At 72.1% G+C, this 26,007-nt stretch carries 22 protein-coding genes and 1 pseudogene; 12 read left to right on the top strand and 11 right to left on the bottom strand.

What is annotated here, in order from left to right:
- The 4 genes from AB0O67_RS25850 to AB0O67_RS25835 form a co-directional block, all read left to right on the top strand.
- On the top strand, positions 1 to 1,199 hold a 1,199-nt coding region (locus tag AB0O67_RS25850), incomplete at its 5' end, for a GMC oxidoreductase (RefSeq protein WP_365454446.1).
- Positions 1,196 to 2,302 (top strand): glycine betaine/L-proline ABC transporter ATP-binding protein, encoded by a 1,107-nt coding sequence (locus AB0O67_RS25845; RefSeq protein WP_365454443.1) that lies wholly within the window; start codon positions 1,196 to 1,198, stop codon positions 2,300 to 2,302. The genes AB0O67_RS25850 and AB0O67_RS25845, both read left to right, overlap by 4 nt.
- Positions 2,302 to 4,236, top strand: coding sequence for an ABC transporter permease subunit (locus AB0O67_RS25840; protein WP_365454440.1), 1,935 nt, complete (start codon positions 2,302 to 2,304; stop codon positions 4,234 to 4,236). The genes AB0O67_RS25845 and AB0O67_RS25840 overlap by 1 nt, the downstream gene beginning before the upstream one ends.
- A 1-nt stretch (position 4,237) precedes the next feature.
- The gene (locus AB0O67_RS25835) at positions 4,238 to 5,191 is read left to right on the top strand and encodes an ABC transporter substrate-binding protein (protein ID WP_365454437.1); all 954 of its coding nucleotides are present in this window, start codon (positions 4,238 to 4,240) and stop codon (positions 5,189 to 5,191) included.
- A gap of 3 nt (positions 5,192 to 5,194) precedes the next feature.
- Here AB0O67_RS25835 and AB0O67_RS25830 read toward each other — a convergent pair.
- Together AB0O67_RS25830 and rocD are read right to left on the bottom strand one after the other, a co-directional pair.
- A pseudogene (locus tag AB0O67_RS25830) lies at positions 5,195 to 5,602 on the bottom strand (isocitrate lyase/phosphoenolpyruvate mutase family protein); the annotation flags it as partial.
- Positions 5,603 to 5,665: 63 nt separating this feature from the next.
- Complete coding sequence (gene rocD, locus AB0O67_RS25825; protein ID WP_365454434.1) at positions 5,666 to 6,886, bottom strand: ornithine--oxo-acid transaminase; 1,221 nt, start codon at positions 6,884 to 6,886, stop codon at positions 5,666 to 5,668.
- Positions 6,887 to 7,111: 225 nt separating this feature from the next.
- On the opposite strand from rocD, the gene AB0O67_RS25820 reads away from it, so the two are divergent.
- Positions 7,112 to 8,560, top strand: coding sequence for a glycine hydroxymethyltransferase (locus tag AB0O67_RS25820; protein ID WP_365454431.1), 1,449 nt, complete (start codon positions 7,112 to 7,114; stop codon positions 8,558 to 8,560).
- A gap of 58 nt (positions 8,561 to 8,618) precedes the next feature.
- On the opposite strand, the gene AB0O67_RS25815 is transcribed toward AB0O67_RS25820, so the two are convergent.
- The 4 genes from AB0O67_RS25815 to AB0O67_RS25800 form a co-directional block, all read right to left on the bottom strand.
- A complete protein-coding gene (locus AB0O67_RS25815; protein WP_365454428.1) occupies positions 8,619 to 9,323 on the bottom strand; it encodes a hypothetical protein in 705 nt (234 codons plus the stop codon).
- A gap of 35 nt (positions 9,324 to 9,358) precedes the next feature.
- Positions 9,359 to 10,066, bottom strand: a complete 708-nt coding sequence (locus AB0O67_RS25810; protein WP_365454425.1) for a hypothetical protein — start codon at positions 10,064 to 10,066, stop codon at positions 9,359 to 9,361.
- A 219-nt stretch (positions 10,067 to 10,285) separates the two neighbouring features.
- Entirely contained in the window at positions 10,286 to 11,200 is a 915-nt protein-coding gene (locus AB0O67_RS25805) for a hypothetical protein (protein WP_365454455.1), read from the bottom strand.
- Between the two features lies 1 nt (position 11,201).
- Positions 11,202 to 11,762 carry an RNA polymerase sigma factor gene (locus AB0O67_RS25800; protein WP_365454422.1) on the bottom strand — a complete coding sequence of 187 codons (561 nt, stop codon included), beginning with the start codon at positions 11,760 to 11,762 and terminating at the stop codon, positions 11,202 to 11,204.
- A gap of 176 nt (positions 11,763 to 11,938) precedes the next feature.
- Here AB0O67_RS25800 and trpS point away from each other — a divergent pair, with 176 nt between their 5' ends.
- Both trpS and AB0O67_RS25790 read left to right on the top strand, forming a co-directional pair.
- Entirely contained in the window at positions 11,939 to 12,952 is a 1,014-nt protein-coding gene (trpS, locus tag AB0O67_RS25795; RefSeq protein ID WP_365454419.1) for a tryptophan--tRNA ligase, read from the top strand.
- A gap of 200 nt (positions 12,953 to 13,152) precedes the next feature.
- On the top strand, positions 13,153 to 13,731 hold the full coding sequence (locus tag AB0O67_RS25790; protein WP_365454416.1) for a 2'-5' RNA ligase family protein: 579 nt from the start codon (positions 13,153 to 13,155) through the stop codon (positions 13,729 to 13,731).
- Between the two features lie 40 nt (positions 13,732 to 13,771).
- On the opposite strand, the gene AB0O67_RS25785 is transcribed toward AB0O67_RS25790, so the two are convergent.
- Both AB0O67_RS25785 and AB0O67_RS25780 read right to left on the bottom strand, forming a co-directional pair.
- On the bottom strand, positions 13,772 to 14,527 hold the full coding sequence (locus AB0O67_RS25785) for a decaprenylphospho-beta-D-erythro-pentofuranosid-2-ulose 2-reductase (RefSeq protein ID WP_365454413.1): 756 nt from the start codon (positions 14,525 to 14,527) through the stop codon (positions 13,772 to 13,774).
- A gap of 264 nt (positions 14,528 to 14,791) precedes the next feature.
- Positions 14,792 to 16,192, bottom strand: a complete 1,401-nt coding sequence (locus AB0O67_RS25780) for an FAD-binding oxidoreductase (protein WP_365454410.1) — start codon at positions 16,190 to 16,192, stop codon at positions 14,792 to 14,794.
- Positions 16,193 to 16,437: 245 nt separating this feature from the next.
- Between AB0O67_RS25780 and AB0O67_RS25775 the strand changes: the two genes are divergently transcribed.
- Positions 16,438 to 17,367, top strand: coding sequence for a YihY/virulence factor BrkB family protein (locus tag AB0O67_RS25775; RefSeq protein WP_365454407.1), 930 nt, complete (start codon positions 16,438 to 16,440; stop codon positions 17,365 to 17,367).
- Positions 17,368 to 17,476: 109 nt separating this feature from the next.
- On the opposite strand, the gene AB0O67_RS25770 is transcribed toward AB0O67_RS25775, so the two are convergent.
- The gene (locus AB0O67_RS25770) at positions 17,477 to 18,766 is read right to left on the bottom strand and encodes a D-alanyl-D-alanine carboxypeptidase (RefSeq protein WP_365454452.1); all 1,290 of its coding nucleotides are present in this window, start codon (positions 18,764 to 18,766) and stop codon (positions 17,477 to 17,479) included.
- Positions 18,767 to 18,869: 103 nt separating this feature from the next.
- On the opposite strand from AB0O67_RS25770, the gene AB0O67_RS25765 reads away from it, so the two are divergent.
- From AB0O67_RS25765 to AB0O67_RS25755, 3 genes are all read left to right on the top strand, one after another.
- Entirely contained in the window at positions 18,870 to 19,109 is a 240-nt protein-coding gene (locus tag AB0O67_RS25765) for a hypothetical protein (RefSeq protein ID WP_365454404.1), read from the top strand.
- A 37-nt stretch (positions 19,110 to 19,146) separates the two neighbouring features.
- On the top strand, positions 19,147 to 20,484 hold the full coding sequence (locus AB0O67_RS25760; RefSeq protein WP_365454401.1) for a metallophosphoesterase: 1,338 nt from the start codon (positions 19,147 to 19,149) through the stop codon (positions 20,482 to 20,484).
- A gap of 518 nt (positions 20,485 to 21,002) precedes the next feature.
- A complete protein-coding gene (locus tag AB0O67_RS25755) occupies positions 21,003 to 21,404 on the top strand; it encodes an ATP-binding protein (protein ID WP_365454398.1) in 402 nt (133 codons plus the stop codon).
- A 43-nt stretch (positions 21,405 to 21,447) separates the two neighbouring features.
- On the opposite strand, the gene AB0O67_RS25750 is transcribed toward AB0O67_RS25755, so the two are convergent.
- Together AB0O67_RS25750 and AB0O67_RS25745 are read right to left on the bottom strand one after the other, a co-directional pair.
- Positions 21,448 to 22,914 carry a HAMP domain-containing sensor histidine kinase gene (locus AB0O67_RS25750; protein WP_365454395.1) on the bottom strand — a complete coding sequence of 489 codons (1,467 nt, stop codon included), beginning with the start codon at positions 22,912 to 22,914 and terminating at the stop codon, positions 21,448 to 21,450.
- Positions 22,911 to 23,600 carry a response regulator transcription factor gene (locus tag AB0O67_RS25745; RefSeq protein WP_365454392.1) on the bottom strand — a complete coding sequence of 230 codons (690 nt, stop codon included), beginning with the start codon at positions 23,598 to 23,600 and terminating at the stop codon, positions 22,911 to 22,913. Before AB0O67_RS25745 ends, AB0O67_RS25750 begins: the two co-directional genes overlap by 4 nt.
- Positions 23,601 to 23,768: 168 nt before the next feature.
- Here AB0O67_RS25745 and AB0O67_RS25740 point away from each other — a divergent pair.
- Positions 23,769 to 26,007: MMPL family transporter (locus AB0O67_RS25740; RefSeq protein WP_365454449.1), on the top strand; the 2,239-nt coding region annotated here is incomplete at its 3' end.

Below are 26,007 nucleotides of genomic sequence, written 5' to 3'. Positions count from 1 at the left end.
CCGGCGCCGAGGGCTGGGGCGCCGTGCAGATGGAGGCGTACTACGCCCGGCTCCGGAACAACATCGTCCCGGTCGACGAGAAGGACCGGAACGCCATCGCCCGCGACTTCGTCGACGCCGCGCGGACCACGCTGGGCGTGCCCCGCGTCGATAGCTTCAACAAGAAGCCGTTCACCGACGGCGTCGGCTTCTTCGACCTCGCCTACCACCCCGAGAACAACAAGCGGTCCTCGGCCTCCGTGGCGTACCTCCACCCGGTGATGGACGAGCGGCCCAACCTGACGATCCTGCTGGAGACCTGGGCGTACAAGCTGGAGCTGGACGGCACCCGCGCCGAGGGCGTCCACGTCCGCACCAAGGACGGCGAGGAGATCCTCGTACGCGCCCGCAACGAGGTCGTGCTGTGCGCGGGCGCGGTCGACTCGCCCCGGCTGCTGCTGCACTCCGGCATCGGCCCGAAGGCCGACCTTCAGGCGCTCGGCATACCCGTGGCGCTCGACCTGCCCGGCGTCGGCGAGAACCTCCTCGACCACCCCGAGTCGGTGATCGTCTGGGAGACCGACGGGCCGATCCCGGAGAACTCCGCGATGGACTCCGACGCGGGCCTGTTCGTGCGCCGCGACCCCGAACACGCGGGCCCCGACCTGATGTTCCACTTCTACCAGATCCCCTTCACGGACAACCCGGAGCGCCTGGGCTACGAACGCCCGCCGCACGGCGTCTCGATGACCCCGAACATCCCCAAGCCGAAGAGCCAGGGGCGGCTGTACCTGAAGAGCGCCGACCCCGCCGAGAAGCCTGCGCTCGACTTCCGCTACTTCACCGACGAGGACGACTACGACGGCCGCACCCTCGTCGACGGCATCCGCATCGCCCGCGAGATCGCGAAGACCGAGCCGCTCGCGGGCTGGCTGAAGCGTGAGGTGTGCCCCGGCCCGGACGTCACGAGCGACGAGGAGCTCGGCGAGTACGCCCGCAAGGTCGCGCACACCGTGTACCACCCGGCGGGGACCTGCCGGATGGGTGCCGCCACCGACGAACTGGCCGTGGTGGACCCGGAGCTGCGGATCCGGGGACTGGACGGCATCCGGATCGCCGACGCGTCCGTGTTCCCCACGATGACCGCCGTGAATCCGATGATCGGGGTGCTGATGGTCGGGGAACGGGCCGCTGAGCTGATCGGTGGTGGTGCGCGATGAGTGACGCCACTGTGCGCGACGCCGTCGTCGGCACCGCTGACGGCAACGCCCCCGTGTTCTCCGTCGACGGGTTGTGGAAGGTCTTCGGACCGAAGGCCGACCGGGTGCCCGCCGACCCCGAGCTGACCGCCCTGCCCGCCGACGAGCTGCGCGCCCGCACCGGCTGCACGGCCGCCGTCCGTGACGTCTCCTTCGACGTGCGCAAAGGCGAGGTCTTCGTCGTCATGGGCCTGTCCGGCTCCGGCAAGTCCACCCTGGTGCGCTGTCTGACCCGGCTGATCGAACCGACGGCCGGGACCATCGCCATCGACGGCGAGGACGTCCGCGCCATGGACAAGGCCCGGCTGCGCGAACTGCGCCGGCACCGCGCCGCGATGGTCTTCCAGCACTTCGGCCTGCTCCCGCACCGCACCGTCCTCGACAACGTGGCCTACGGCCTGGAGATCCAGGGCATGGGCAAGGCGGAGCGGCGCGAGAAGGCGGCCGAGGTCGTCGCCAAGGTGGGCCTCGCCGGCATGGAGCAGCGCAGGCCCGGCCAGCTGTCGGGCGGCCAGCAGCAGCGGGTCGGCCTCGCGCGTGCGCTGGCCGTCGACCCGGAGGTGCTGCTCTTCGACGAGCCGTTCAGCGCCCTCGACCCGCTCATCCGGCGGGAGATGCAGGAGGAGGTCGTCCGGCTGCATCGCGACGAGGGCCGCACGATGGTCTTCATCACCCACGACCTGAGCGAGGCGCTCAAGCTCGGCGACCGGATCGCCCTGATGCGCGACGGCCGGATCGTCCAGCTCGGCACCCCCGAGGAGATCGTCGGCTCGCCTGCGGACGACTACGTCCGCGAGTTCGTCCGCGACGTGCCCCGCGAACAGGTCATGACCGTCCGCACCGCCATGCGGCCCGCGTCCGCGGAGGAGGCGGGGGCCGGACCGGCGGTGGCCCCGGTGGCAACGGTGTCCGAGGCCATCGAGGCGGTCGTGCGCAGCGGCGGACCGGTCCGCGTGGTGGACCAGGGCCGCTGCCTGGGGGTCGTCGACCACGAGCGGCTGCTGCGCGTGGTGGCCGGCACGGAGCCCCGTACGGTCCCGGGGCCGAGCAAGGAGGTGGCCTGATGGCCACCGTCACCACCTCGGCCCCCCGTGCCGTACCCGCCCTGCTGAAGAACCGCGTCCTCGTCAAGCTCGCCCTGCTGGCCCTGGCCGCCGCGGTCCTCGTACCGCTGGCGGACGCCCGCTGGGCGAGCGGGAGCTGGCCGGACGCGCTCACCGTCGACCTGACCCAGCCGCTGACCGGCGTCAGTGACTGGATCATCGACAACCGCGACAGCCACCCCCTGTTCCTCTACTTCTTCGGCCACGTCAGCAACGCGGTCGTCCTGTCCGTGCGCGCCGTCTACCTCGGCCTGCTGGCCATCGGCTGGGTGGGCGTCACCGCGCTCGGTGCCTTCCTGGCCTGGCGCGTCGCGGGGGTGCGGCTCGCGCTCGGCACCGCCGCCGCGTTCCTGGCCTGCGGCCTGCTCGGCATGTGGGTGCCGACCATGCAGACGCTGGCCCTGATGGTCGTCGCGGTGCTGGCGTCCGTCGTCGTCGGCGCCCTGCTCGGCCTCGCCGCCGGACTGTCCGACCGTATGGACCGCGCGCTGCGCCCGCTGCTGGACACCATGCAGGTGCTCCCGGCGTTCGCCTACCTGCTCCCCGTCGTCCTGGTCTTCGGCATCGGTGTCCCTGCCGCCGTCCTGGCCACCGTCGTCTACGCCGCCCCGCCCATGGCCCGCCTCACCGCCCTCGGCCTGCGCGGCGCCGACAAGGGTGTCCTGGAGGCGGTCGAGTCGCTCGGCGCCACCTCGCGCCAGCGCCTGCTGACCGCCCGCATCCCGCTCGCCCGCAAGGAACTCCTGCTCGGCCTCAACCAGACGATCATGATGGCGCTGTCCATGGCGGTCATCGCCTCCGTGATCGGCGCCGGCGGCCTCGGAGACCGCGTCTACCAGGCGCTGGCCTCGGTCGACGTGGGCGCGGCCCTCGCCGCGGGCATCCCGATCGTGCTCCTGGCCGTCGTGCTGGACCGCGTCACCGCGGCCGCGGGCAGCGGCACCGGCGAACGCCCGCGCGCCGGATGGCCGTACGTGCTGACCGGCGCCGTGGCCGTCGCGGTCGCCGCCCGCCTGCTGGGCCGTGCCGACTGGCCCGAGGCCTGGACCATGAACATCGCCGAGCCGGTCAACCGCGCCGTCGACTGGATGACCGCCCATCTGTACTCCGGTGTCCCGGTCATCGGCGGCACCGCCGACTGGGCCGGCCACTTCACCACCTGGGTGCTGGACCCGCTGCGCGACGGCCTGCAAGGGCTGCCGTGGTGGTCGGTGCTGCTCGTCGTGGCCGCCCTGGCCTGGCTGATCGGCACCTGGCGCACCGCCCTGACCGCCGTGCTCGCCATGGCCGCGATCGGTGTCCTCGGCGTCTGGGAGCCCTCCCTGGACACGCTCTCCCAGGTCCTCGCCGCCGTCGCCGTCACCCTCGTCCTGGGCTTCGCGACCGGCATCGCGGCCGCCCGCAGCGAACGCTTCGAGCGTGCCCTGCGCCCCGTCCTCGACGTCTTCCAGACGATGCCGCAGTTCGTGTACCTGATCCCGGTCGTCGCCCTGTTCGGCGTCGGCCGTGCCCCGGCGGTGGCCGCGGCCGTCGTCTACGCGCTGCCCGCCGTCGTGCGCATCACCGCCCAGGGCCTGCGGCAGGTCGACCCCGCCGCGCTGGAATCGGCCCGCTCGCTCGGCGCGACCAGCGGACAGCAGCTCCGCCAGGTCCAGCTCCCGCTCGCCCGCCCGGCGCTGCTGCTGGCGCTCAACCAGGGCGTCGTGCTCGTCCTCGCCGTCGTCATCATCGGCGGCCTGGTCGGCGGCGGCGCCCTCGGCTACGACGTCGTCTTCGGCCTCGCGCAGGGCGACCTCGCGACCGGACTGGTGGCCGGCGGCGCGATCGTATGCCTCGGCCTGATGCTCGACCGGGTGACACAGCCGACGGAACGCCGTGCGAAGAAGGGAGCCTGAGATGCGTACGCGTACGAGCGTCGTCGCGGTGGCGGGGCTGCTCGCCCTGACCACCGGCTGCGGTGCGGCCGACATGACCCAGCAGGCCTCGCCCTTCGCGGGCGCGCAGGGGACCAAGAGCCTGACCCTGTCCGTGCAGTCGTGGGTGGGCGCGCAGTCGAACGTCGCCGTCGCCCAGTACCTGCTCGAACACGAACTCGGCTACCGCGTCGACACCGTCCAGATCGACGAGGTCCCCGCCTGGGACGCCCTCAGCCAGGGCCGCGTCGACGCGCTCCTGGAGGACTGGGGACACCCCGAGGAGGAGCAGCGGTACGTCAAGGAGAAGAAGACGATCGTGGGCGCCGGCGACCTCGGGGTGACCGGGCACATCGGCTGGTACGTCCCGACCTACTTCGCGAAGGAGCACCCCGACGTCACCGACTGGAAGAACCTGAACAAGTACGCCGACCAGCTCCGCACCCCGGAGAGCGGCGGCAAGGGCCAGCTGATGGACGGCTCGCCGTCCTACGTCACCAACGACAAGGCGCTGGTGCAGAACCTGGACCTGGACTACCAAGTGGTGTTCGCCGGTTCCGAGGCCGCGCAGATCACGCAGATCAGGCAGTTCGCCAAGGAGAAGAAGCCCTTCCTGACCTACTGGTACTCACCGCAGTGGCTCTTCGAGAAGGTCCCGCTGACCGAGGTGAAGCTGCCCGCCTACAAGGAAGGCTGCGACGCGGACCCGGCGAAGGTCGCCTGCGCCTACCCGCACACACCGCTGCAGAAGTACCTCAACGCCGACTTCGCGAAGGACGGCGGGGCGGCGGCCCGGTTCCTGAAGAAGTTCAACTGGACGACCGAGGACCAGAACGAGGTCTCCCTGATGATCGCCGAGCAGAAGCTCAGCCCCGAGGAGGCGGCCAAGAAGTGGGTGGACAGCCACGAGTCCACCTGGAAGAAGTGGCTGTCCTGACGGTCACGGCCGTTCCACGAGCCCGGCCGAGATTCTTCGCAGCGCCTCGCCGGCGCGGCGCTGCAGCCCCGGGCCGAAGGTGATCCGTGCGGCCCCTCGCTCGCCCAGCTCGGCGAGCGAGGGGCCCGCCGCGTCGTCCACCGGGGTGAACACGTTGATCGGTCCCTCGATCCCGGCCCGCGGCAGCGGCAGTACCTCGGGCGGCGCACCGATCGGGTACACGCAGTCGGCGCCCGCCGCGACATACAACGCGGCCCGCTCGATGGTCCGTTCGGGATCCTCGACCCCCCGCAGGAACGTGTCGATCCGCGCGTTGAGGAACAGGCGGTCGCCCGCCGCCGCCCGCACCTCGGCCAGCCACTCGGCGTGCGCGTGCGGGTCCTTGAGGACGCCGTCGCCGGAGTCCTCCATGAGCTTCCAGCCGGAGCCCCGCAGGCCGGAACATCCCGCATCGGAGCCCCGCACGCCGCAGGCCTACGCGCCGGGCCCCTCCACACCGAGCACGGCACGCAGTTGGGCCAGCCCCCAGTCCAGGTCCTCCTTGCTGATGACCAGGGGCGGCGCGAGCCGGATCGTCGAACCGTGCGTGTCCTTCACCAGCACACCCCGGTCCATCAGCCTCTCGGACACCTCCCGCCCGGTACCGAACTCCGGATGGATGTCCACACCGGCCCACAGCCCGCGCCCCCGCACCCGCGACACCCGCCCGGTGCCGGTCAGCGCCGTCAGTTCGCGGTGCAGATGCTCGCCGAGCTCCGCAGCCCGCGCCTGGTACTCGCCCGACCGAAGCATCGCGATCACCTCCAGCGCCACCGCGCAGGCCAGCGGATTCCCGCCGAACGTCGACCCGTGCTCCCCGGGCCGGAACACCCCGAGCACCTCCGCCGACGACACCACCGCCGACACCGGCACGATCCCCCCGCCCAATGCCTTGCCCAGCACATACATGTCCGGCACGACACCTTCGTGCTCGCACGCGAACGTCCGCCCCGTCCGCCCCAGCCCCGACTGGATCTCGTCGGCGACGAACAGCGTGTTCCGCTCCCGGGCCAGCTCCCGCACCGCCGGCAGATAGCCGGCCGGCGGCACGATCACCCCCGACTCACCCTGGATCGGCTCCAGCAGCACGGCGACCGTGTTCTCCGTCATCGCCGCCCGCATCGCCGTCAGGTCCCCGTACGGCACGATCTCGAAGCCCGGGGTGTACGGCCCGAAGTCCGTGCGCGCCTCCAGGTCGGTGGAGAAGCTGATGATCGTCGTCGTACGGCCGTGGAAGTTTCCCGCCGCGACCACGATCTTCGCCATCTCCGCGGGCACGCCCTTGACCTGGTACCCCCACTTCCGGGCCGTCTTCACCGCGGCCTCCACCGCCTCCGCGCCCGTGTTCATCGGCAGCACCATCTCCATCCCGCACAGGGACGCGAGCTCCGTGCAGAAGGCCGCGAACCGGTCGTGGTGGAAGGCGCGGGACGTCAACGTCACCCGTTCCAGCTGCGCCTTCGCCGCCACGATCAACCGCCGGTTGCCGTGCCCGAAGTTGAGCGCCGAATAACCGGCCAGCAGATCCAGGTAGCGTCGGCCCTCCACATCCGTCATCCACGCCCCGTCGGCCGTGGCCACGACCACGGGCAGCGGGTGGTAGGTGTGCGCGCTGTGCGCTTCGGACCCGGCGATGTGGCTTTCCGTAGCGTTCACGGCGACTCCCGAACATGAGGCTGAACCCCCTTCTTATCGTCGCTCGCATGGTGGACTGGGGAACTGGACCTTCCGGCGCGCCCGGTAGGCTGGCCGCGGGCCGTGACTGGCGCGCTGGGATGGGACGGACCATCGGGGAGCGGCCTGGAGCAGTGAGCGAGTGCCGTGCGCCTGGGCCGAACCGTGAACCGTGACCGCTGTAAGCCACGCCGCCCGGAGGCCGAGATGTCAGAGCAGCCCCTCTCCACCGAGTCCACCGCCTTCCGTTCCGCCCTTGATGTGATCCGCGCCGTCGAGCCGCGCGTCGCCGACGCGATCGGCCAGGAGGTGGCCGACCAGCGCGAGATGCTCAAGCTGATCGCGTCCGAGAACTACGCGTCACCGGCCACGCTCCTGGCCATGGGCAACTGGTTCAGCGACAAGTACGCCGAGGGCACGGTCGGCCGCCGCTTCTACGCCGGCTGCCGCAACGTCGACACCGTCGAGTCGCTGGCGGCGGAGCACGCCCGCGAACTCTTCGGCGCCCGCCACGCCTACGTCCAGCCGCACTCCGGCATCGACGCCAACCTCGTCGCCTTCTGGGCCGTCCTCGCCGACCGCGTCGAGGCCCCCTTCCTGGAGAAGACGGGCGTCCGCCAGGTCAACGACCTCTCCGAGGCCGACTGGGCAGAGCTCCGCCGCGCCTTCGGCAACCAGCGCATGCTCGGCATGTCCCTGGACGCCGGCGGCCACCTCACCCACGGCTTCCGCCCGAACATCTCCGGCAAGATGTTCGACCAGCGCTCCTACGGCACCGACCCGGCCACGGGCCTGATCGACTACGACGCCCTGCGCACCCAGGCCCGCGAGTTCAAGCCGCTGATCATCGTCGCCGGCTATTCCGCCTACCCCCGTCTCGTGAATTTCCGGATCATGCGCGAGATCGCCGACGAGGTCGGCGCCACGCTCATGGTCGACATGGCCCACTTCGCCGGTCTCGTCGCCGGCAAGGTCCTCACCGGCGACTTCGACCCGGTTCCGCACGCCCAGATCGTCACCACCACCACCCACAAGTCGCTGCGCGGCCCGCGCGGCGGCATGGTCCTGTGCGACGACTCCCTCAAGGACCAGGTCGACCGCGGCTGCCCGATGGTCCTCGGCGGCCCGCTCCCGCACGTCATGGCCGCCAAGGCAGTCGCCCTCGCCGAGGCCCGTCAGCCCTCCTTCCGCGACTACGCCCAGCGCATCGTCGACAACTCCCGCGCCCTCGCCGAGGGCCTGATGCGGCGCGGCGCCACCCTGGTCACCGGCGGCACCGACAACCACCTCAACCTGATCGACGTCGCCTCCTCCTACGGCCTCACCGGCCGCCAGGCCGAGTCCGCCCTCCTCGAGTCCGGCATCGTCACCAACCGCAACTCCATCCCGGCCGACCCCAACGGCGCCTGGTACACCTCCGGCATCCGCATCGGCACCCCCGCCCTGACCACCCGTGGCCTGGGCACCGCAGAGATGGACGAGGTCGCCGGCCTTATCGACCGGGTGCTGACCACCACCGAGCCCGGTACCACCAGCAAGGGCGCGCCCTCCAAGGCCCAGCACATCCTGGACCCGAAGGTCGCGGAGGAGATCTCCCACCGCGCCACCGACCTCGTGGCCGGCTTCCCCCTGTACCCGGAGATCGACCTCGGCTGATGCCTCCAGCGGTCCGGGGCGGCGGTCACTGCGGGCCCTGCCAGTGCCCCGCCTCTGCTCAGAGGTCGATCAGCTCCTGACGTGGTTCCGCCCGCGGCGGTCCGGCTCCCGGCTGGGCCGCCGCGCGGCGTATCAGGCGCGTGCCGCCCACGCCGAGGGCCAGGCCCGCCGCGAGGCCGGGTAGCGCCCACCAGGCGCCCGGTAGCGTGCCCGCCGCCCGGGACGCGTCCGCGGCCCGGTCCGTGGCCGCGCCCAGGAGGCCCGCCTCGTCCAGTCCCTCGAACACTGGTCGCGGTGCCCGGTGCCAGCGGATGTCGTCGTCCACCACGTCCGGTGCGGGGTCCGTGCGCACCCACGGCGTGCCGTCCTCGGCGAGGAACAGCTGGTCCTGGCGCTCGATGGCCACATCGCCGCCCGGGGGGCTACTCGTCTGCGGATAGCCTCCGACGCCCGTCAGGCCCCACATCACGGTGATCCGCACCGGCGGATGCCTGCCCTCCGTCCATTCCGCCGACACCCGCTCCGTGCCCATGTACAGCGGCTGCAGCAACTGCCATAAGCGGCCGAAGTGCGGCTCGCCCGAGCGCAGCACCGTCGTCCGGCCCGAGACGCTCGCCGTGATCAGCGCCAGGTCGGGCACGTCCCGGGATCCCGGCGTGCGCGCCTCCGCGTCCGTCGCGGACAGCCCGCCGAGCGTGACCGCCAGCGCGGCGGTCGGCACGAGCGTGAGCCACGTCGTGCGCCGTCTTGTGCGGTGAACCATCGGTCCGCCTCGCCCCCTTCGCTCATGTCGCCTTCTCATAGATCACGCAGCTCCTGCCTCGGTCCGGGCTCCCGGCGCAGCCGGGCCGACGGAATCCGGGCGGCGAGTGGACGCAGGCCCAGCGCGAGCACCGCTCCGGCCGCCAGGCCCGGTATCGCCCACCACCAGCCGGTGGTCCGGTCCGAGTCCAGCTCCGCGGCGGTGGCTGGGGAGTCGACGGCTGCGTCGTCGGCAGATCCCGCACTGGTGCCCGCTGCCGCGCCCGCCTCGGGTACCTCCGCCAGCTCGTCATCCGGGGCGACGCCGGCATAGCCGTGGTTCGACGCCGGGCCCATGACGCCCAGCTCCTTGAGCAGGGCGAGCAGTCGGGTGGGATTCTTGGCGCGGTGCCAGTGGCCCTTCATCGACTCGGGCACGTTGGTCGCCGTGTGTATCCAGATGTCTCGCGCCTGCGAGGAGGCGTAGAGCTGGTCGTGCCGCCAGGGTGTGACGTCGTGCAGCAGCCAGGTGACGTTGATCAACCGCCCACCGGCCAGGTCGGCCTCGGGCGGCTTGACCGCCGAGCCGGTGCGGTGCTCCTCCAGCAGTCGCTGGAGCTCTCCGTACTGCTCCTCCGAGTAGTACAGCCCCTCCACCTGCGCACTCTCCGGGGAGGCGACGAGCACACTCGTCGGCCCGCCCGCCGACGCCGGCGGAGCGAGCCCTGTCAGCAGGACGAGTGTCGCCGTCAATGTCCCTGCCACTACTGCCAGTTCACGACACCTGGCCTTCCACCACATCACGTGCCTGCGCATTCCAACCCCCAACCGGGCGATCCCCGTGCGGCCCGCCCGCGGGCCGCATGACACTTCTGGTACACCGCCCGACCCCGGCCGGTTCCCACCCCGCGCCACCGATTCGCAAGATTCTTCGGAGACCGGAAAGAGGACCGTCCTATGGCCCTCCCCCCTGGCCCTCCGTATCTAGCTCCCCGAGCCCGAGCCCGAGCCCGAGCCCGAGCCCGCGCCCTCGCCCTCGTCCAGCGACCGAGCCACCTCCAGTGCCCGCTTCCTGGCCGCCACCCCCTCCAGCCGGAGGGTCACATCGCCGTCCGGGGTCCGCTCGGCCCACAGCAGGGTCGGACCCGCCGTGCGCTCCTCGCGGGTGTGACGGGCGCCGTCCGCGTCCACCAGCCAGAAGCTCAGCAGATGGGGGCGGGGGAACCACAGCGCCGTGTCCGGGTTCCCGGCCGGGGTGCCGGCGTTGAGAGACAGCCACTGCGGCTGCTCACGCACCGTCTTCGTGAAGGTCATGTCGAGGCTCGCCGCGTACTGGTCCAGCCGTATCGTGCGCCCCCGCTCGGTCCAGCACAGGCTCACCAGGAAACGCCCCTGCGGGATGCCGGACACCGACACCGCGTCGGGAGTGCCCAGCGCGTGGGGCACCAGCGGCTCGAAGCCCGCCCGCCGGGCGGCCTGCGCGAGGGAGACCGACCGGCCGCAGCCGGGCACCTGGGCGCCGGGCGAGGGCTCCGCCGACGGGTCGTAGCGCACCTCGACCCCGCCGAAGCCGAACCAGTCGAAGACCGCGGCGCGCACCGGGGGCGTGAGCACGAGCACGGTGAGCAGACCGCACAGCGCGGCCGTCAGGGTTCGCCGGCGCGCCCACAGCCGGCGCCGCACCGCGCCCAGCCGCTCGGCGAAGCCCGGGGGCTCGGCAACGGGGACCGGCACACGCTCGGCCAGTATCTGCCCCAGCACCCGTTCGACCATCGTCTCGGCGCCGACCCCAGGTGGGTCCAGGGACCGCCCGAGCGCCCGCAGCTCCTCCGGCAGCCGGTCGGCGCCGTCGCGGCCCCCGCGCCTGCTCCCGGCGCCGCTGTCACCGTCGTACGACATGTCATCCACGCTCGTCACCCCCTTCCCGGGGCTGGAGGTCCGGCAGCAACCGGCCCATCTTCCGCAGTGCTCGATTCAGCCGGGATTTCACCGTCCCCCGGGGCCAGCCCAGGGCCTGGGCGGTCTCGGACTCGTCCATCTCCAGCAGATAGCGGTACGTGACGACCAGGCGGTGCTCCTCGCTGAGCTTGTCCAGGGCCGCGACGAGGGCCGCGCGGCGCTCCGTCTCGAGCGTCGCGACCGCCGGGTCGGCCGCATCCGGTATCAGCGGCTCGGCCCCGGCGAACGCCGCCTCGCGACCGGCGAGCGTGCGCTGGCGCGCCGCCGTCCGCACTGTGTTCCTCGTCTCATTGGCGACGATCGACAGCAGCCATGGCCGGAACGCCGAGCCGCCCTTGAAGCGGCCCAGCGCGCAGTACGCCTTGACGAAGGCCTGCTGCACCACATCCTCCGCGTCCGCACCGGCCCCGAGCGCCGCGGCCGCACGCAGGGCGATGCCCGTATGGGCACGCACCAGCTCCGCGTACGCCTCCGGGTCTCCGGCGCGTACGCGTGCGATCACCGCGGCCTCATCGACGATGCGGCCCCCCTCCCGCGTCCTCACGCTCTTGTTACACCGCACAGGGCCGATCGGTTCCCACCCGTGCCGGACCAGTTCCGGATCAGTCGCGGATCAGTCGCGGATCAGTCAGCGGAGCGGTCCCCGAGCGGTCCCCCAGCTCTGAGAGAATGGGGGGCATGGCCTCTGATCGACCCCGTGTGCTCTCCGGAATCCAGCCCACCGCTGGCTCGTTCCACCTCGGCAACTACCTGGGCGCCGTCCGCCAGTGGGTGGCTCTGCAGGAGACCCACGACGCGTTCTACATGGTCGTCGACCTGCACGCGATCACGATGCCGCAGGACCCCGCGGACCTGCGCGCGAACACCCGGCTCGCCGCCGCCCAGCTGCTCGCGGCCGGACTCGACCCCGAGCGCTGCACGCTGTTCGTCCAGAGCCACGTCCCCGAGCACGCCCAGCTCGCCTGGGTCATGAACTGCCTCACCGGCTTCGGCGAGGCGTCCCGCATGACCCAGTTCAAGGACAAGTCCGCCAAGCAGGGCGCGGAGCGGGCCTCCGTCGGCCTGTTCACGTACCCGATCCTGCAGGTCGCGGACATCCTCCTCTACCAGGCCAACGAGGTCCCGGTCGGTGAGGACCAGCGCCAGCACATCGAGCTCACCCGCGACCTCGCCGAGCGCTTCAACGGCCGCTTCGGTCAGACGTTCACGGTCCCGAAGCCGTACATCCTCAAGGAGACGGCGAAGATCTACGACCTCCAGGACCCGACGATCAAGATGAGCAAGTCGGCGTCCACGCCGAAGGGCCTGATCAACCTGCTCGACGAGCCCAAGGCGACGGCGAAGAAGGTCAAGAGCGCGGTCACCGACACGGACACCGTGATCCGCTTCGACCCCGTGGCCAAGCCGGGCGTCAGCAACCTTCTCTCGATCTACTCGACCCTCACCGGGGCGGGAATCGCGGAACTGGAGGAGAAGTACGTGGGCAAGGGCTACGGTGCGCTCAAGACGGACCTCGCCGAGGTCATGGTCGAATTCGTGACGCCCTTCCGGGAGCGGACCAACCAGTACCTCGACGACCCGGAGACGCTGGACTCGATCCTGGCCAAGGGCGCGGAGAAGGCGCGCGCCGTCGCCGCGGAGACTTTGTCACAGGCCTACGGCAGGGTGGGCTTCCTGCCGGCCAAGCACTGAGCCGGGCCGTACGCCCGTACCCCGGTCGTACACCCGCGACGCCGGACCGTACCCCCGTGCCCCCGCACAGCGCTGCACATCACTTCGGCTGCGCCTGCCCACGGCACGGCCGGAGCCGTACAGTCGATAGCCGGACGGCCGCGACGACGGCCACCCGTGCCCGCCCGAGATCCGTACCCGACACGACGACAGGAGACGACGTGGGGACCGTAACGATCGGTGTGTCGATCGCGGTCCCGGAGCCGCACGGCAGCCTGCTCCAGCAGCGGCGCGTGGGCTTCGGCGACGCCGCGGCTCACGGTATCCCCACGCATGTCACCCTGCTGCCACCGACGGAGGTCGACGACGCCGAACTGCCCGCCGTCGAGGCGCACCTCGCCGATGTCGCCACCGCCGGGCGCCCCTTCGCGATGCGGCTGTCCGGCACCGGGACCTTCCGGCCCGTGTCGCCGGTCGTGTACGTCCGGGTCGTCGACGGCGCCGAGGCCTGCGCGTGGCTGCAGCGGCAGGTCCGGGACGTCTCCGGCCCCATGGCACGCGAACTGCAGTTCCCTTACCACCCGCACGTCACCGTCGCCCACGGCATCGACGAGGCGGCCATGGACCGCGCCTTCGAGGAACTCGCCGACTACCAGGCCGAATGGGCCTGCACCGGCTTCGGCCTCTATGAACAGGGCGCCGACGGCGTGTGGCGCAAGCTGCGGGATTTCACGTTCGGCGGGGCGGTGGTGCCCCCGCAGGCGGGGCGCGTGGAACGGGGCACCATCCCCAGCCGCTAGGCCCTCGGGCGGCCCCCATGGGTGGGGTCCCGCCCGGTCGCTACATCGGCAGCCGCCGGAACACCCGACGCGGGACGTGCCGCAGCGGCGCCATCACCAGGCGGAGCGCACCCGGTACCCACACCGTCTCCGAGCGGCGGCGCAGGCCCAGTTCGACGGCCGTCGCGACCGCTTCCGGGCTGGTGGCGAAAGGGGTTTCGGCCAGGCCCGTGGTCATCTTCGAGCGGACGAATCCCGGGCGAACGACCATGACGTGCACCCCTGTTCCGTGCAACGCGTCGCCCAGGCCCTGGGCGAACGCGTCGAGGCCGGCCTTGCTGGAGCCGTAGATGAAGTTCGCCCGGCGGACGCGTTCGGCGGCGACCGAGGACAGGACGACCAGCGAGCCATGGCCCTGGGCCTGCAACGCGCGGGCGCCGACCAGGCCCGCCGAGACCGCTCCCGTGTAGTTGGTCTGCGCCACGCGCACCGCGCCCGCCGGCTCGCGCTCGTCCTGCGCCTGGTCGCCGAGGATGCCGAACGCGAGCAGCACCATGTCGATGTCGCCCTCCGCGAAGACCTTGCCGAGCGCCGTCTCGTGGGACTCGGGGTCGAGCGCGTCGAAGGCGACGGTGCGCACCTCCGCGCCGCGGGCGCGCAGGCCTTCGGCGGCCTCCTCAAGGGCGGGTGAGGGGCGTCCGGCCAGCCACACCGTGCGGGTCCGGCGCATGATCAGACGGCGCGCGGTGGCCAGCGCGATCTCGGACGTGCCGCCGAGGACGAGGAGGGACTGGGGGAGACCGAAGGCGTCCTTCATGACAGCTCCTGGGGAGGTACGGGCTACGGGGCTGGGCAGGGGGCGGCGTGGGGCGCGCCACGGGCCGGACGGGCCGAGGGCCGGGTCGGTCACGTGGCAGGTGGTCCGGAAGCGGGCTACGGGACGGGACGGGCGGTTCGGAGGGGGCGATGGGATGGGGTGGGCGGTCCGGAGGGGGCTATGGGACGGGGTGGGCGGTCCGGAGGGAGGGGCGACGAGATCGAGATGGGGTGGCGGTCCGGGGCCGACCGTGGCGCGGGCGGGCTACAGCCCGAGTCGGCGTGAGAGGTCCGAGGTGAAGACCCCGCGCGGATCCAGTTCCGCGCGCAGGGCGCGGAAGTCGGCGAGCCTGGGGTACATCGTGGCGAGCAGGTCGGGGCGGAGCCGGGAGTCCCTGGCGAGGCAGACCCGGCCGCCCGCGGCCGCCACCTCCTCGTCCAGTTCGTCGAGGAAGGCGGCGAGGCCCGGCAGGGTGGCCGGGATGTCCAGGGCGAGCGTCCAGCCGGGCACGGGGAAGGCGAGCCAGCCCGGGGCGGCGTCCCCGAAGCGCTTGAGGACGGCCACGAAGGACGGGCAACGACGCGCGGCGATGCGCCGCACGATCCGGGACAGCGCGTCCTCCTGGCCGTATCCGACGACGAACCGGTACTGCACGACGCCACCGCGGCCGTAGAGCCGGTTCCAGTGCGGAACGCCGTCCAGGGGGTGGAAGAAGCCGGAGAGTCGCTGGAGTTGGCCGGTACGCGCGCGAGGTGCCTTCCGGAACCGGAGTTCGTTGAACAATCCGACCGTGCGGCGGCTCAGGAGACCCTCCGGGACGAACTCGGAGGCGACGAGAGCGGGGACGTCGGGCAAGTGGGCGGGGCGGAAGGCCAGCGGGTCCCTACGCGCACGCCTGCCTACGCGCAGCGCCTCCAACGGCGCGTGGTCGCCGCGGGTCAGCACCCCGCGCCCCGTCGCCGCGCCGCGGGCCAGCAGGTCGATCCAGGCGGCCGAGTAGGGACGGCGGTGGTCCGTGGCCGTCAGGCGGGCCAGCAGGTCGTCGAGATCGTCGGCGCGCTCGGTGTCGACGGTCATCCACGCCGTCTCGACCGGCTGGAGCCGGAGGGTCGCCGTGAGGATGACGCCGGTGAGGCCCATGCCGCCCGCCGTCGCGTCGAAGAGGGGGGTGCCCTGGCCGACGGTGCTGATCTCGCCGTCGGCGGTCAGGAGTTCGAGGGACGGCACATGGCGGGTGAAGGAGCCCGCGGCGTGGTGGTTCCTGCCGTGGACGTCCGCGGCGATCGCCCCGCCGACCGTGACGTGGCGCGTGCCGGGCGTCACCGGAACGAACCAGCCGAGCGGCAGCAGGACTTGTGCCAGACGGTGCAGGCTGACGCCCGCGTCGCACAGGACGGTCCCGCCGGCGACGTCGATGGCGTGGATGCGGTCCAGGCCCGTCATGTCGAGCACCGCCCCGCCGGCGTTCTGTGCCGCGTCCCCGTACGCCCGCCCCAGGCCCCTCGGGATGCCGCCGCGAGCCCCGCAGTCCTGGACGGCGGCCACGGCCTCCTGGTAGGTCCGGGGGCGGATCAGACGGGCCGTGGTGGCAGCGGTGCGGCCCCACCCCGTGACGGAGGAGAGGGTGGCGTGGGGCGCGGTGTCGGGGGCGGTGTCGGCAGGCATGGTCGTGACCGTAACGCCCTATGTGTCGTATTGATTCTGAAACATCCAGTACCTCCCCGGAATGGGTGATTAATGGGATGTCGCCCAATATTCCCGTATTTTCGGGAGGTTGGCGGGAACAGCGGGTCGGTGTCGGTCACGATTGCGTGGTTCCGGGGCACTAGGGCAGTGGTGCTCGGGATCGACCGTGAGGCCGGCGGCCGCGTCGGCCGTATCGGCGGTGAAGCGGAGGGCAGGCTCGGATCATGGACTGGCTGAAGAAGCTCCCCGTCATCGGCCCCCTGGCCGCCCGGCTGATGCTCACGCACGCGTGGCGGTCGTACGAGCGGCTGGACCGTGTGAAGTGGACACGGCTCGCCGCCGCGATGACGTTCACCAGCTTCGTCGCGCTGTTCCCCCTGCTCACCGTGGGCGCCGCGATCGCCGCCGCGACGCTCAGCACGGAGCAGCAGAAGGAGATCCAGGACAAGATCGCCGAGCAGATCCCCGGCATCTCCGACCAGCTGAACATCGGCGCCCTGGTCGACAACGCCGGCACCGTCGGGGTCATCGCCGGTGCGCTGCTGCTGTTCACCGGCATCGGCTGGGTCGGCTCGATGCGCGACTGCCTGCGCGCGGTGTGGGAGCTGCCGGACGAGGAGGAGAACCCCCTCCTGCGCAAGGCGAAGGACACGGGCGTCCTGCTCGGACTCGGCGGCGCGCTGCTGCTCACGCTCGCCGCGTCCACCGTCGCGTCGGCCACGGTCGGTTGGAGCGCCCGCCGGCTGGGCCTGGAGGAACACGGCTGGGGGAGCCTGCTGCTGCGCACCGCCGCGTTCGTCGTCGCCGTGCTCGCCGCCTTCCTGCTCCTGCTGTACGTCCTCACGCTGCTGCCCGGCGTGGAGCCGTCCCGGCGGCGGCTGATCGTGGGCGCGCTGGTCGGCGCGGTCGGCTTCGAGCTGCTGAAGCTGCTGCTGAGCAGCTACATCCAGGGCGTCGCCGCGAAGAGCATGTACGGCGCGTTCGGCGTCCCCGTCGCCCTGCTGCTGTGGATCAACTTCGCCTCGAAGCTGGTCCTGTTCTGCGCGGCCTGGACGGCGACGCCCAGCAAGGAGGCCGAGCGCGCGGAGGCCGACGGGGCCGACGGCATCGACGGGAACGGCGTGGCGGACGCGGCCACACCGACCGGGGGCTGAGCGACGGCCCCTGGTCCCGCCTCAGGCGAGGCCCGGCCGCGCCTCACCGTGCCGCCGCTCACCCCCCAGGCCACACCCTCGGTCGCGCCGCGCCCCGGGCGCCCGCACCTCACCGTCGGCGCAGTGGCCACCGGCGGTTGACCAGGACTGCCCCGGCCGCGATCAGTGCCAGCAGGCCTGCCGTGACGGCGAGGGCGATCCCGATGCCGGTGGAGCCGTTCCCGGTCGTCGAGCTCGCCACGGGCTCGCTCGACTCCCCGCCGGTCCCGGAGCCGCCCGCCTCGCCGGAGGTCGTCTCGCCGGAGGCGGTGGCGCCGGGCTGGGCACCGGCCGCGCCCTTGGGCGGCACCAGCTCACCGACCGGCTCCACCTTCCCGGCCGCCCTGAAGCCCCAGTCGAACAGTCGCGCGGTCTCCTTGTAGACCGCGTTGTGCCCGCCCTTCCCCGGGTTCATCACGGTGACGAGCAGCACCTTGCCGCCCCGCTCCGCGACCCCGGTGAAAGTGGCGCCCGCGTTGGTGGTGTTGCCGTTCTTGACGCCCGCGATGCCCTGGTACTGGGAGATGTCCGAGTCGCCGGTCAGCAGCCGGTTGGTGTTCTGGATCTCGAAAGTCTCGCGGACCGGCCTGCCCTTCTTGTTCTTCGTGGTCCGGCCCGGGAACTTCGCGCTCACGGTCGAGCAGTACTCGCGGAAGTCCTTCTTCTGCAGCCCCGAACGGGCGATCAGCGTCAGGTCGTACGCGGAGGAGACCTGGCCGGGGGCGTCGTAGCCGTCGGGGCTTATGACATGCGTGTCGAGGGCCTGGAGCTCCTCGGCGTGCTCGTTCATCTCCGCGACCGTGTTGCCGACGCCCTTGTTCATGGCGGACAGCACGTGCACGGCGTCGTTGCCGGAGCGCAGGAAGACACCGAGCCACAGGTCGTGGACGGTGTACGTCTCGTTCTCCTTTATCCCGACCATGCTGGATCCGGAGCCGATGCCCGCCAGGTCGGAGGGGGCCACTTTGCGGGTCATCGTCTTGGGGAACTTCGGCAGCAGCGTGTCCGCGAACAGCATCTTCAGGGTGCTCGCGGGGGCCAGCCGCCAGTGCGAGTTGTGCGAGGCGAGCACCTCGCCGGACTCGGCGTCGGCGATGATCCAGGATCGTGCCGAGACGTCCTTGGGCAGCACCGGGACCCCGCTCGCCAGGTTCACCTGCGTTCCCGCACGGCCCAGCCGCGCGCCGCCCACGGTCGACATGTTCGCCGGCGGAGTGGCCGACGGGCTGGTCGAGGAACTCGGCGACGGGCGGGGCGCCGCGAGGGCGGCGGGTGCGGTCAGCGAAACGGTCAACAGGGTCGCGGAAGCGAGCAGCAGGGAGCGCCGGGCGGTCGTTTTCGGTGCGCGGGTGGTCTTCATCGGTGCGGGCACGAGCGAGAACGTACATGTACGGCCCCCGGAAGTCCCGTTGCCCTCCCCACCCCGGCGCACGAACCGGACACCCGGCGGTGATACTGAACGCATGAGACTCAGCCGCCCGATCTCCTGGTTCCTGCTCGCCTTCGGGGTGTGGAGCTGGGTCATCTGGGTCACTTTCGTCAACAACCTGATCAAGGACAGCAGCGGGCTGGCTTTCGAGGACGGTCGACCGACGGCGTACTTCTGGGTGCATCTGCTGCTCGCCGTCGTCTCCCTCGTATTGGGGACGGTCGTCGGGGTCATCGGGTTGCGCGGAGTCCGCGCACTGCGCCGCAAGTCATAGCAATCCGCAGCACCCCGGCCAAGGAGAGAACAACGGCATGGTGATCGTCTTCCTGCTCGTCGTGGTGAGCATCCTCGTCGTGGCGAACTGGTATCTGTGGCGCCGCCTGTTCCGCGACACCACCCGGAGCCCGGGCCCGTCGCGCCGGGTGGGTGCGGTACTGATCGCGGGCGGCTGGGTGCTCGCGATCGGCGCACTGGTGGCCGAACGCGCCGGCGCGCCCTTCTGGCTCCAGCGCACCCTCGCGTGGCCGGGCTTCCTGTGGCTCGCGCTGTCGATCTACCTGCTGCTCGCCGTGGTCGCGGGTGAGGTCGTACGACCGCTGCTCCGGCGTTTCCTGGAGCGCCGGGACGCGCGGCAGCGGGGGCCGGCCGACGCCGGAGTGACGCGGCCCGCGCCGCGGCCCGAGCCGATACCGGCAGGCGCGCCGCCCAAGGAGGCCGCCTCCGACGAACCGCCCAGGGGGCCCGCCTCCGACGAGCCGCCCACGGAGGCCGCCGCCACGGAGACCGGGACACCCGCCCCCGGCGAGGGACCGCAGCACCCCGCCCCCTCGCGCCGCCTGTTCGTCTCCCGTGTCGTCGCGGGCGCCGCCGCCGCGGCGGCCGTCGGCACGGTCGGTGCCGGCACCTACGGCGTACTCAACGGCCCCGGCGTGAAGCGCGTCACCGTCCCGCTGGCCAAGCTCCCGCGCGCGGCACACGGCTTCCGGATCGCCGTGGTCAGTGACGTCCATCTGGGCCCGGTCCTCGGCCGGGGCTTCGCCCAGAAGGTCGTGGACACCATCAACGGCACGCAGCCCGACCTGATCGCGGTCGTCGGCGACCTGGTCGACGGCAGCGTGAAGGACCTGGGTCCCGCTGCCGCGCCCCTGGCCCAGCTGCGCGCCCGGCACGGGGCGTACTTCGTCACCGGCAACCACGAGTACTTCTCCGGCGCCGGGGAGTGGGTCCAGCAGGTCCGGCGGCTGGGCATGCGCCCGCTGGAGAACGCGCGGACGGAACTGCCCTGGTTCGACCTGGCGGGCGTCAATGACGTCGCGGGCGAGAGCGAGGGACAGGGACCCGACTTCGCCCGGGCGCTCGGCGACCGCGACACCACGCGCGCGTGCGTGCTCCTCGCCCATCAGCCGGTCCAGATCCACGAGGCCGTCGAGCACCACGTGGACCTCCAGCTCTCCGGCCACACCCACGGCGGTCAGCTGTGGCCCGGCAACCTCGTCGCGGCGGCCGCGAACCCGACCCTCGCGGGCCTGGAGCGCTACGGTGACACCCAGTTGTACGTCAGCCGCGGCGCCGGCGCCTGGGGGCCGCCCACGCGCGTGGGTGCCCCCTCCGACATCACGGTGATCGAGCTGGCGTCGACCCAGGCGTAGGCATCCGCGGCGACGAACGGGGCTCCTCCTCTGCGCGGGAATGCGCTGACCGTGAATTCCCGCGCAGCCGCTTCCTTTTGAACAGCGTGTGAAACCCCCCGGAAGCAAACACCCGACAAGTTCGCCCCCCTCTCGGCAAAGGCGCCTTCCTCGCGGGAAGCACTCCGTGATGGAGTGAGCCGTGCCATGGGGGACTGGCACGTGGGGCCTCGGGGAGGGCACCGATGCGATCGGTTCGCTTGCGGATTTCCGCTGCGGATCTCCGCGGCGTCGCGGGTGCTCGTGGGGCCTCGGCCGCGGGCTCCCCGCCGCACGGCCTCCGCGGCCGGCCGCATCTCACCGAGGGCGCCCGGGTGCCGCGCCTGTGGCGGCTCACCTGGGTCCGACGCCGGCCGCCCGCGGCGGCGAACAGCCGTGATCCCGCGACTTCGACACCCACCGCATCCGCCCAAGTGCTGCCGGACAGCCCTCGGACACAGCACCATGTGTCGCAGGTGTGTGCGGGGTGAGGAGTGAACGTGGTGAGACGCTACGCCTTCCGGCTGCCCCGGCACCCGGCCTCCGTCGGTCTGGCCCGGCGCAGGGTGCGGGACCACCTGACCGACTGGGGGCTCGCTCCCGACGCCCCGGCGCTGGCGGACGTCGTGCTGCTGGTGTCCGAGCTCGCCACCAACGTCGTACGCCACGGGCCGCGGACAGAGGTCGAGTTCGAGATCGCGGTGACAGCGCTCGCCGACGGCTCCTGCCTCATCGAGGTCTCGGACGAGGGCAGCCGCATGCCTCGCCTGCGGTCGGTCGACGACGACCAGGAGGCCGGCCGGGGCCTGCATCTCGTGGAGCACATGGCCACCGCCTGGGGTGTCTGGAGCAGGGGCACCCACGGCAAGACGGTGTGGGCGCTGGTGCACGCCGAGACGTAGACCCGTCCCACCAACCCCGCAGTCGCCCCGTCCCGCCCCCGGGCTAGGCCGGCACCGGTGCCCGCACCGGCAGCGTCACCGTCACCGCGAGCCCCTCACCCGGTGCCGTACGCACTCCCACCGCGCCCCCGTGGGCGTGGACCACGCCCTGCACGATCGCCATCCCCAGCCCGCTGCCCGAGCCGCCTCCCGTGCGGAAGAAGCGGTCGAAGATGCGGGCCGCGTCGTCCGCGTCCAGCCCGGGCCCGTCGTCGGCGACGCACAGCCGCACCGCCCCGTCGTCCGCCCGCTCCACCGCGAGCCGCACCGGCACGTCGGCGGGCGTGTGGATGCGGACGTTGGCCAGCAGGTTGCCGAGGACCTGCCGCAGCCCCGAGTCGTCGGCGTGCACCAGCACCGAGCCGTCGGCGCGGACGGATATGGGCCGCTCCGGCTGCTGCACGCGCAGGTCCTCGGCCGCGTCGCGCACCAGGCGGCTCACGTCGACGTCGCGGAAGCGCAGTTGGGGCTCCTGGTCGAGGCGGGCGAGGGTGAGCAGCTCGTCGACGAGCCGACCCATGCGGTCGGCCTCCGCCAGCACCCGCTCCCAGGCGCGCTTGCGGTCGGCCGGGTCGCGCAGCATGCCCTTGTCGTAGAGCTGCAGGTAGCCGCGTATCGCGGACAGCGGGGTGCGCAGTTCGTGCGAGGCGTCGGCGACGAAGCGGCGCAGCTGGGCGGCGCTGTGCTCGCGGGTGCGGTACGCCGATTCCACCTGGTGGAGCATGGAGTTGAGGGCGAGCCGCAGCTGCTCGACCTCCAGGGTGGGCTCGCGGCTGGACGGGACGCGCCGGGTCAGGTCGCCCTCGGCGATGGCCGTGGACGTTTCGACCATGTCCTCCAGCGGCTGGGTGCGGCGCCGCACGCTGAACATCGTCAGCCAGGCCAGCATGGCCGTCAGCAGGATGCCGGCCGCGATGTCGAGCTTGAGGGCCCGGGCGACGACCTCCCTCAGGGACTCGGTCGAGGCGGCGAGCAGCACGGTCGTGCCGTCGGCGAGCTGCCCGGCGGTGACGCGGTAGTGGTCGCCCCGCATCTCCAGATCGTGCGGCTCGGTGTCGGCGGCGAGGGCCGCCGGGTCGTCCACGGCGGCGGCCAGGGCGCGCTGTGTGCCGGTCGGGGCGAGGCCGCCGATGGTCCGGGCCTGCCCGTCGCGGTCCACGGCAACGAAGAGCGAGCCCTGCACCAGGGAGTCGGTGTCGTCGCCGGAGGCGCCGGACCCCATCTTTTCACTCAGGGCGAACAGCGCGGTAAGCGAGTCGACCTGCTCGAAGGTCAGCGGGGTCTCACCGATCGAGTCCCGGGACATCATCAGCTCCCGGTCGACGGCGTCGAGCAGATACAGCCGCATGCCCATCACACTGACGCACGTCGCCACGACGACGCCGAGGGCCAGCAGCAGCACGTTCGCCATCGTCAGTTTGCCGCGCAGGGAGCGCGGACCGCCCGCGCGGTGCCCGTTGGGCCACCTCATGCCAGGCCGTACCCGACGCCGCGCCGGGTGGTGATCACCGGCGGTCCCAGGGTGTCCAGCTTGCGCCGCAGATAGCTGATGTAGGTCTCCACGACGGTCGACTCGGACGGCGCGTGCTCGTACTGCCAGACGTGCCGCAGGAGTTGATCCTTGGGCACGATCCGACCGCCGTTGCGCACCAGGAAGCGCAGCAGCGCGTACTCGGTGGGGGTCAACTCGACCGACTTGCCCGCGCGGTGCACGCGGTACGTCGTCTCGTCCAGCTCCAGGTCGCCGTACCGCAGGGGCGGGCGCTGCGGCAGGACGTCGGCGGATCGGGTGCGGCGCAGCACCGCGGTGACCCGGGCGACCACCTCGTCGATGTTGAACGGTTTGGTGATGTAGTCGTCGCCGAAGCCGAGGGCGCCGACGATCTCCGCGGGCGAGTCGCGCGCGGTGAGGAACACCAGCGCCAGGTCGGGGCGTCGCGCGCGCAGTTCACGGCCGAGTGCCCGGCCGTCGCCGTCCGGGAGCATGACGTCGAGCAGCGCCGCGTCGGGCCGGGTGCGCTCGGCCAGGGTGAGCGCCTCGCGGACGGTGCCCGCGGTCATGACCTCGAAACGGTGGTAGCGCAGGGCGATCGCGAGGACGTCGGCGATGCTCACCTCGTCCTCCACGACCAGCACGGTGCCGGGAGCCGTCGTCATGCCCCCAGTATCGGCGCGGCCACCGACAACGGGGGCCGGGATTCGCCTTGGAGTTCCTTGAGAGTCATGGCCGCGTCGTGTCCACGCCCGGCCGGGGCCGCCAATCCTGTTGCGCAGGACCTGGGGGACCGACCGACTTGCGACGAAGGAGCGGAGAGCGTGGCGACATTGGCACGCTGGTGCTATCAGCACCGGCTGGTGGTCCTGGTGCTGTGGGCGGGGGCGTTGTTCGGCCTGGGCTTCACGGCGACGACGGCGGGTACGGACTACGCGAACGTCTTCTCCCTGCCGAACACCGACTCGAAGCGCGCGTACGACCTCATGGAGAAGGCCTTCCCGGAGAGCGCGGGCGACACCGACACGGTGGTGTGGAAGGTCGACGAGGGCACGGTCCGGGACGAGGAGGTACGGTCCCGGATCGAGCCCGCGCTGGCGAGGATCGGCGCGATGGACGGCGTCGGCGAGGTCACCGGACCCTACGCCGGTGAACGGGGTGCGGCGCAGATCAGCCGCGACGGGCGTATCGCCTACGCCCAGGTCACCTTCACCGAGCAGGCGAACGCCGTCCCCATGGAGCTGATCGAGGACGTCGTGGACACCGCGCAGGCGGCGCAGCGGGACGGACTCCAGGTCGAACTGGGCGGGCAGGCCGTCGCGCGCACCCAGGAGCCGCCCACCGGCACGGCCGAACTGGTGGGCATCGCGGCGGCGGCGGTCGTGCTGTTCCTGGCGTTCGGCGCGCTGTTCGCGATGCTGCTGCCGATCGTCGTGGCCATTTTCGGGGTGGGCACCGGCATGCTCTCGACGATGCTGCTCAGCCATGCCACGAACGTGCCCGACGTGGCACCGCTGCTGGGCTCGCTGATCGGCCTCGGCGTCGGCATCGACTACGCGCTGTTCATCGTCACCCGGCACCGGCGCGGCATTCTGCGCGGTACGAAGCCCGAGGAGGCGGCCGTCACCGCCCTCAACACCTCCGGCCGCGCGGTGCTGTTCGCCGGTGGCACGGTCTGCATCGCGCTGGCCGGCATGCTGGTCATGAACCTGCGCTTCCTGGACGGTGTGGTCATCGCGACCTCCCTCACCGTCGTGTTCAGCGTCCTCGCGGCCGTCACGCTGCTGCCCGCGCTGCTGGGCCTGCTCGGCATGCGGGTGCTCAGCCGCCGGCAGCGGCACCGGCTGGCCCACGCGGGGCCGGAGCCGGAGGAGGCGAGCGGCCTGGCGGCGCGCTGGTCGGCGTACGTCCAGCGGCGTCCGCGCACGATCGCGGCGCTCGCGCTCGCGGTCATGGTGGTGCTGTCCCTGCCCGTGCTGTCCATCCGGCTGGGCGCCACCGACCAGGGCAACCACCAGGAGACGCAGACCACCCGGCAGGCCTACGACCTGCTCGCCGAGGGCTTCGGCCCCGGCTTCAACGGCCCGCTCCAGGTCGTGGTCGACGGTGCGGCCCCCGACACGCTCGTGTCGCGCATCGAGTCGGCCGAGGGCGTCGCCCAGGTGGCCGCGCTGCCGCCCGCGAACGACGTCACGGTGATCCAGGTGGTGCCGACGACCTCACCGCAGTCCGAGGAGACGGACCGGCTGATCGACGTGCTGCGCGACGAGGTGGTCCCGGCGTCCGGCGCGAACGCCCATGTGGGCGGCGTGACGGCGGTCTTCAAGGACTTCGCGTCGGTGACGGGCGGCCGGCTGCCGTACTTCGTCGCGACGATCATCGCGCTCGGTTTCCTGCTGTTGCTGGTGGCCTTCCGCTCGCTGGTGGTCCCGTTGACGGCGGCGCTGATGAACCTGGTCGCGGCGGCCGCGTCCTTCGGCGTCCTGGTGGCGGTCTTCCAGTGGGGCTGGGGCACGGAACTCCTCGGCATCGGCAAGGAGGGCCCGATCACGGCGTTCCTGCCGGTCATCATGCTGTCCCTGCTCTTCGGCCTGTCGATGGACTACCAGGTGTTCCTGGTGAGCCGCATGCACGAGGAGTGGGTGCACACGAAGGACAACGCGCGCGCGGTGCGCGTCGGCCTCGCGGAGACCAGCCGCGTGATCAACTGCGCGGCCCTGATCATGATCTGTGTGTTCTCGGCGTTCGTCCTCAGCGGCGACATGGAGGGCGCGATGGCCGGCATCGGCCTCGCGGCCGCGGTCGCGCTGGACGCGTTCATCCTGCGTACGGCGCTGGTGCCGGCCGCGATGCACCTGCTGGGCAAGGCCAACTGGTGGCTGCCGGCGGGTCTGGAGAAGCGGTTGCCGCATCTGGCGGTGGAACCGCGGGAGGAGGAGCCCGCCGAGGAGACGGACGGCCCGGCGTCGGTGGTCCACGGCTTCATCCGCACGGCGGACGGCGAGCCCGTGCCGGAAGCGGTGGTGACACTGCTGTCGCGCGGCGGACGTCAGCTGGACCGGGTGACGTCGC

Origin of the sequence: Streptomyces sp. NPDC086077, assembly GCF_040686175.1 — a bacterium.
GTDB lineage: Bacteria > Actinomycetota > Actinomycetes > Streptomycetales > Streptomycetaceae > Streptomyces.
The sequence above is the reverse complement of the archived record's forward strand: the minus strand, read 5'-3'. Positions and strand labels throughout refer to the sequence as shown.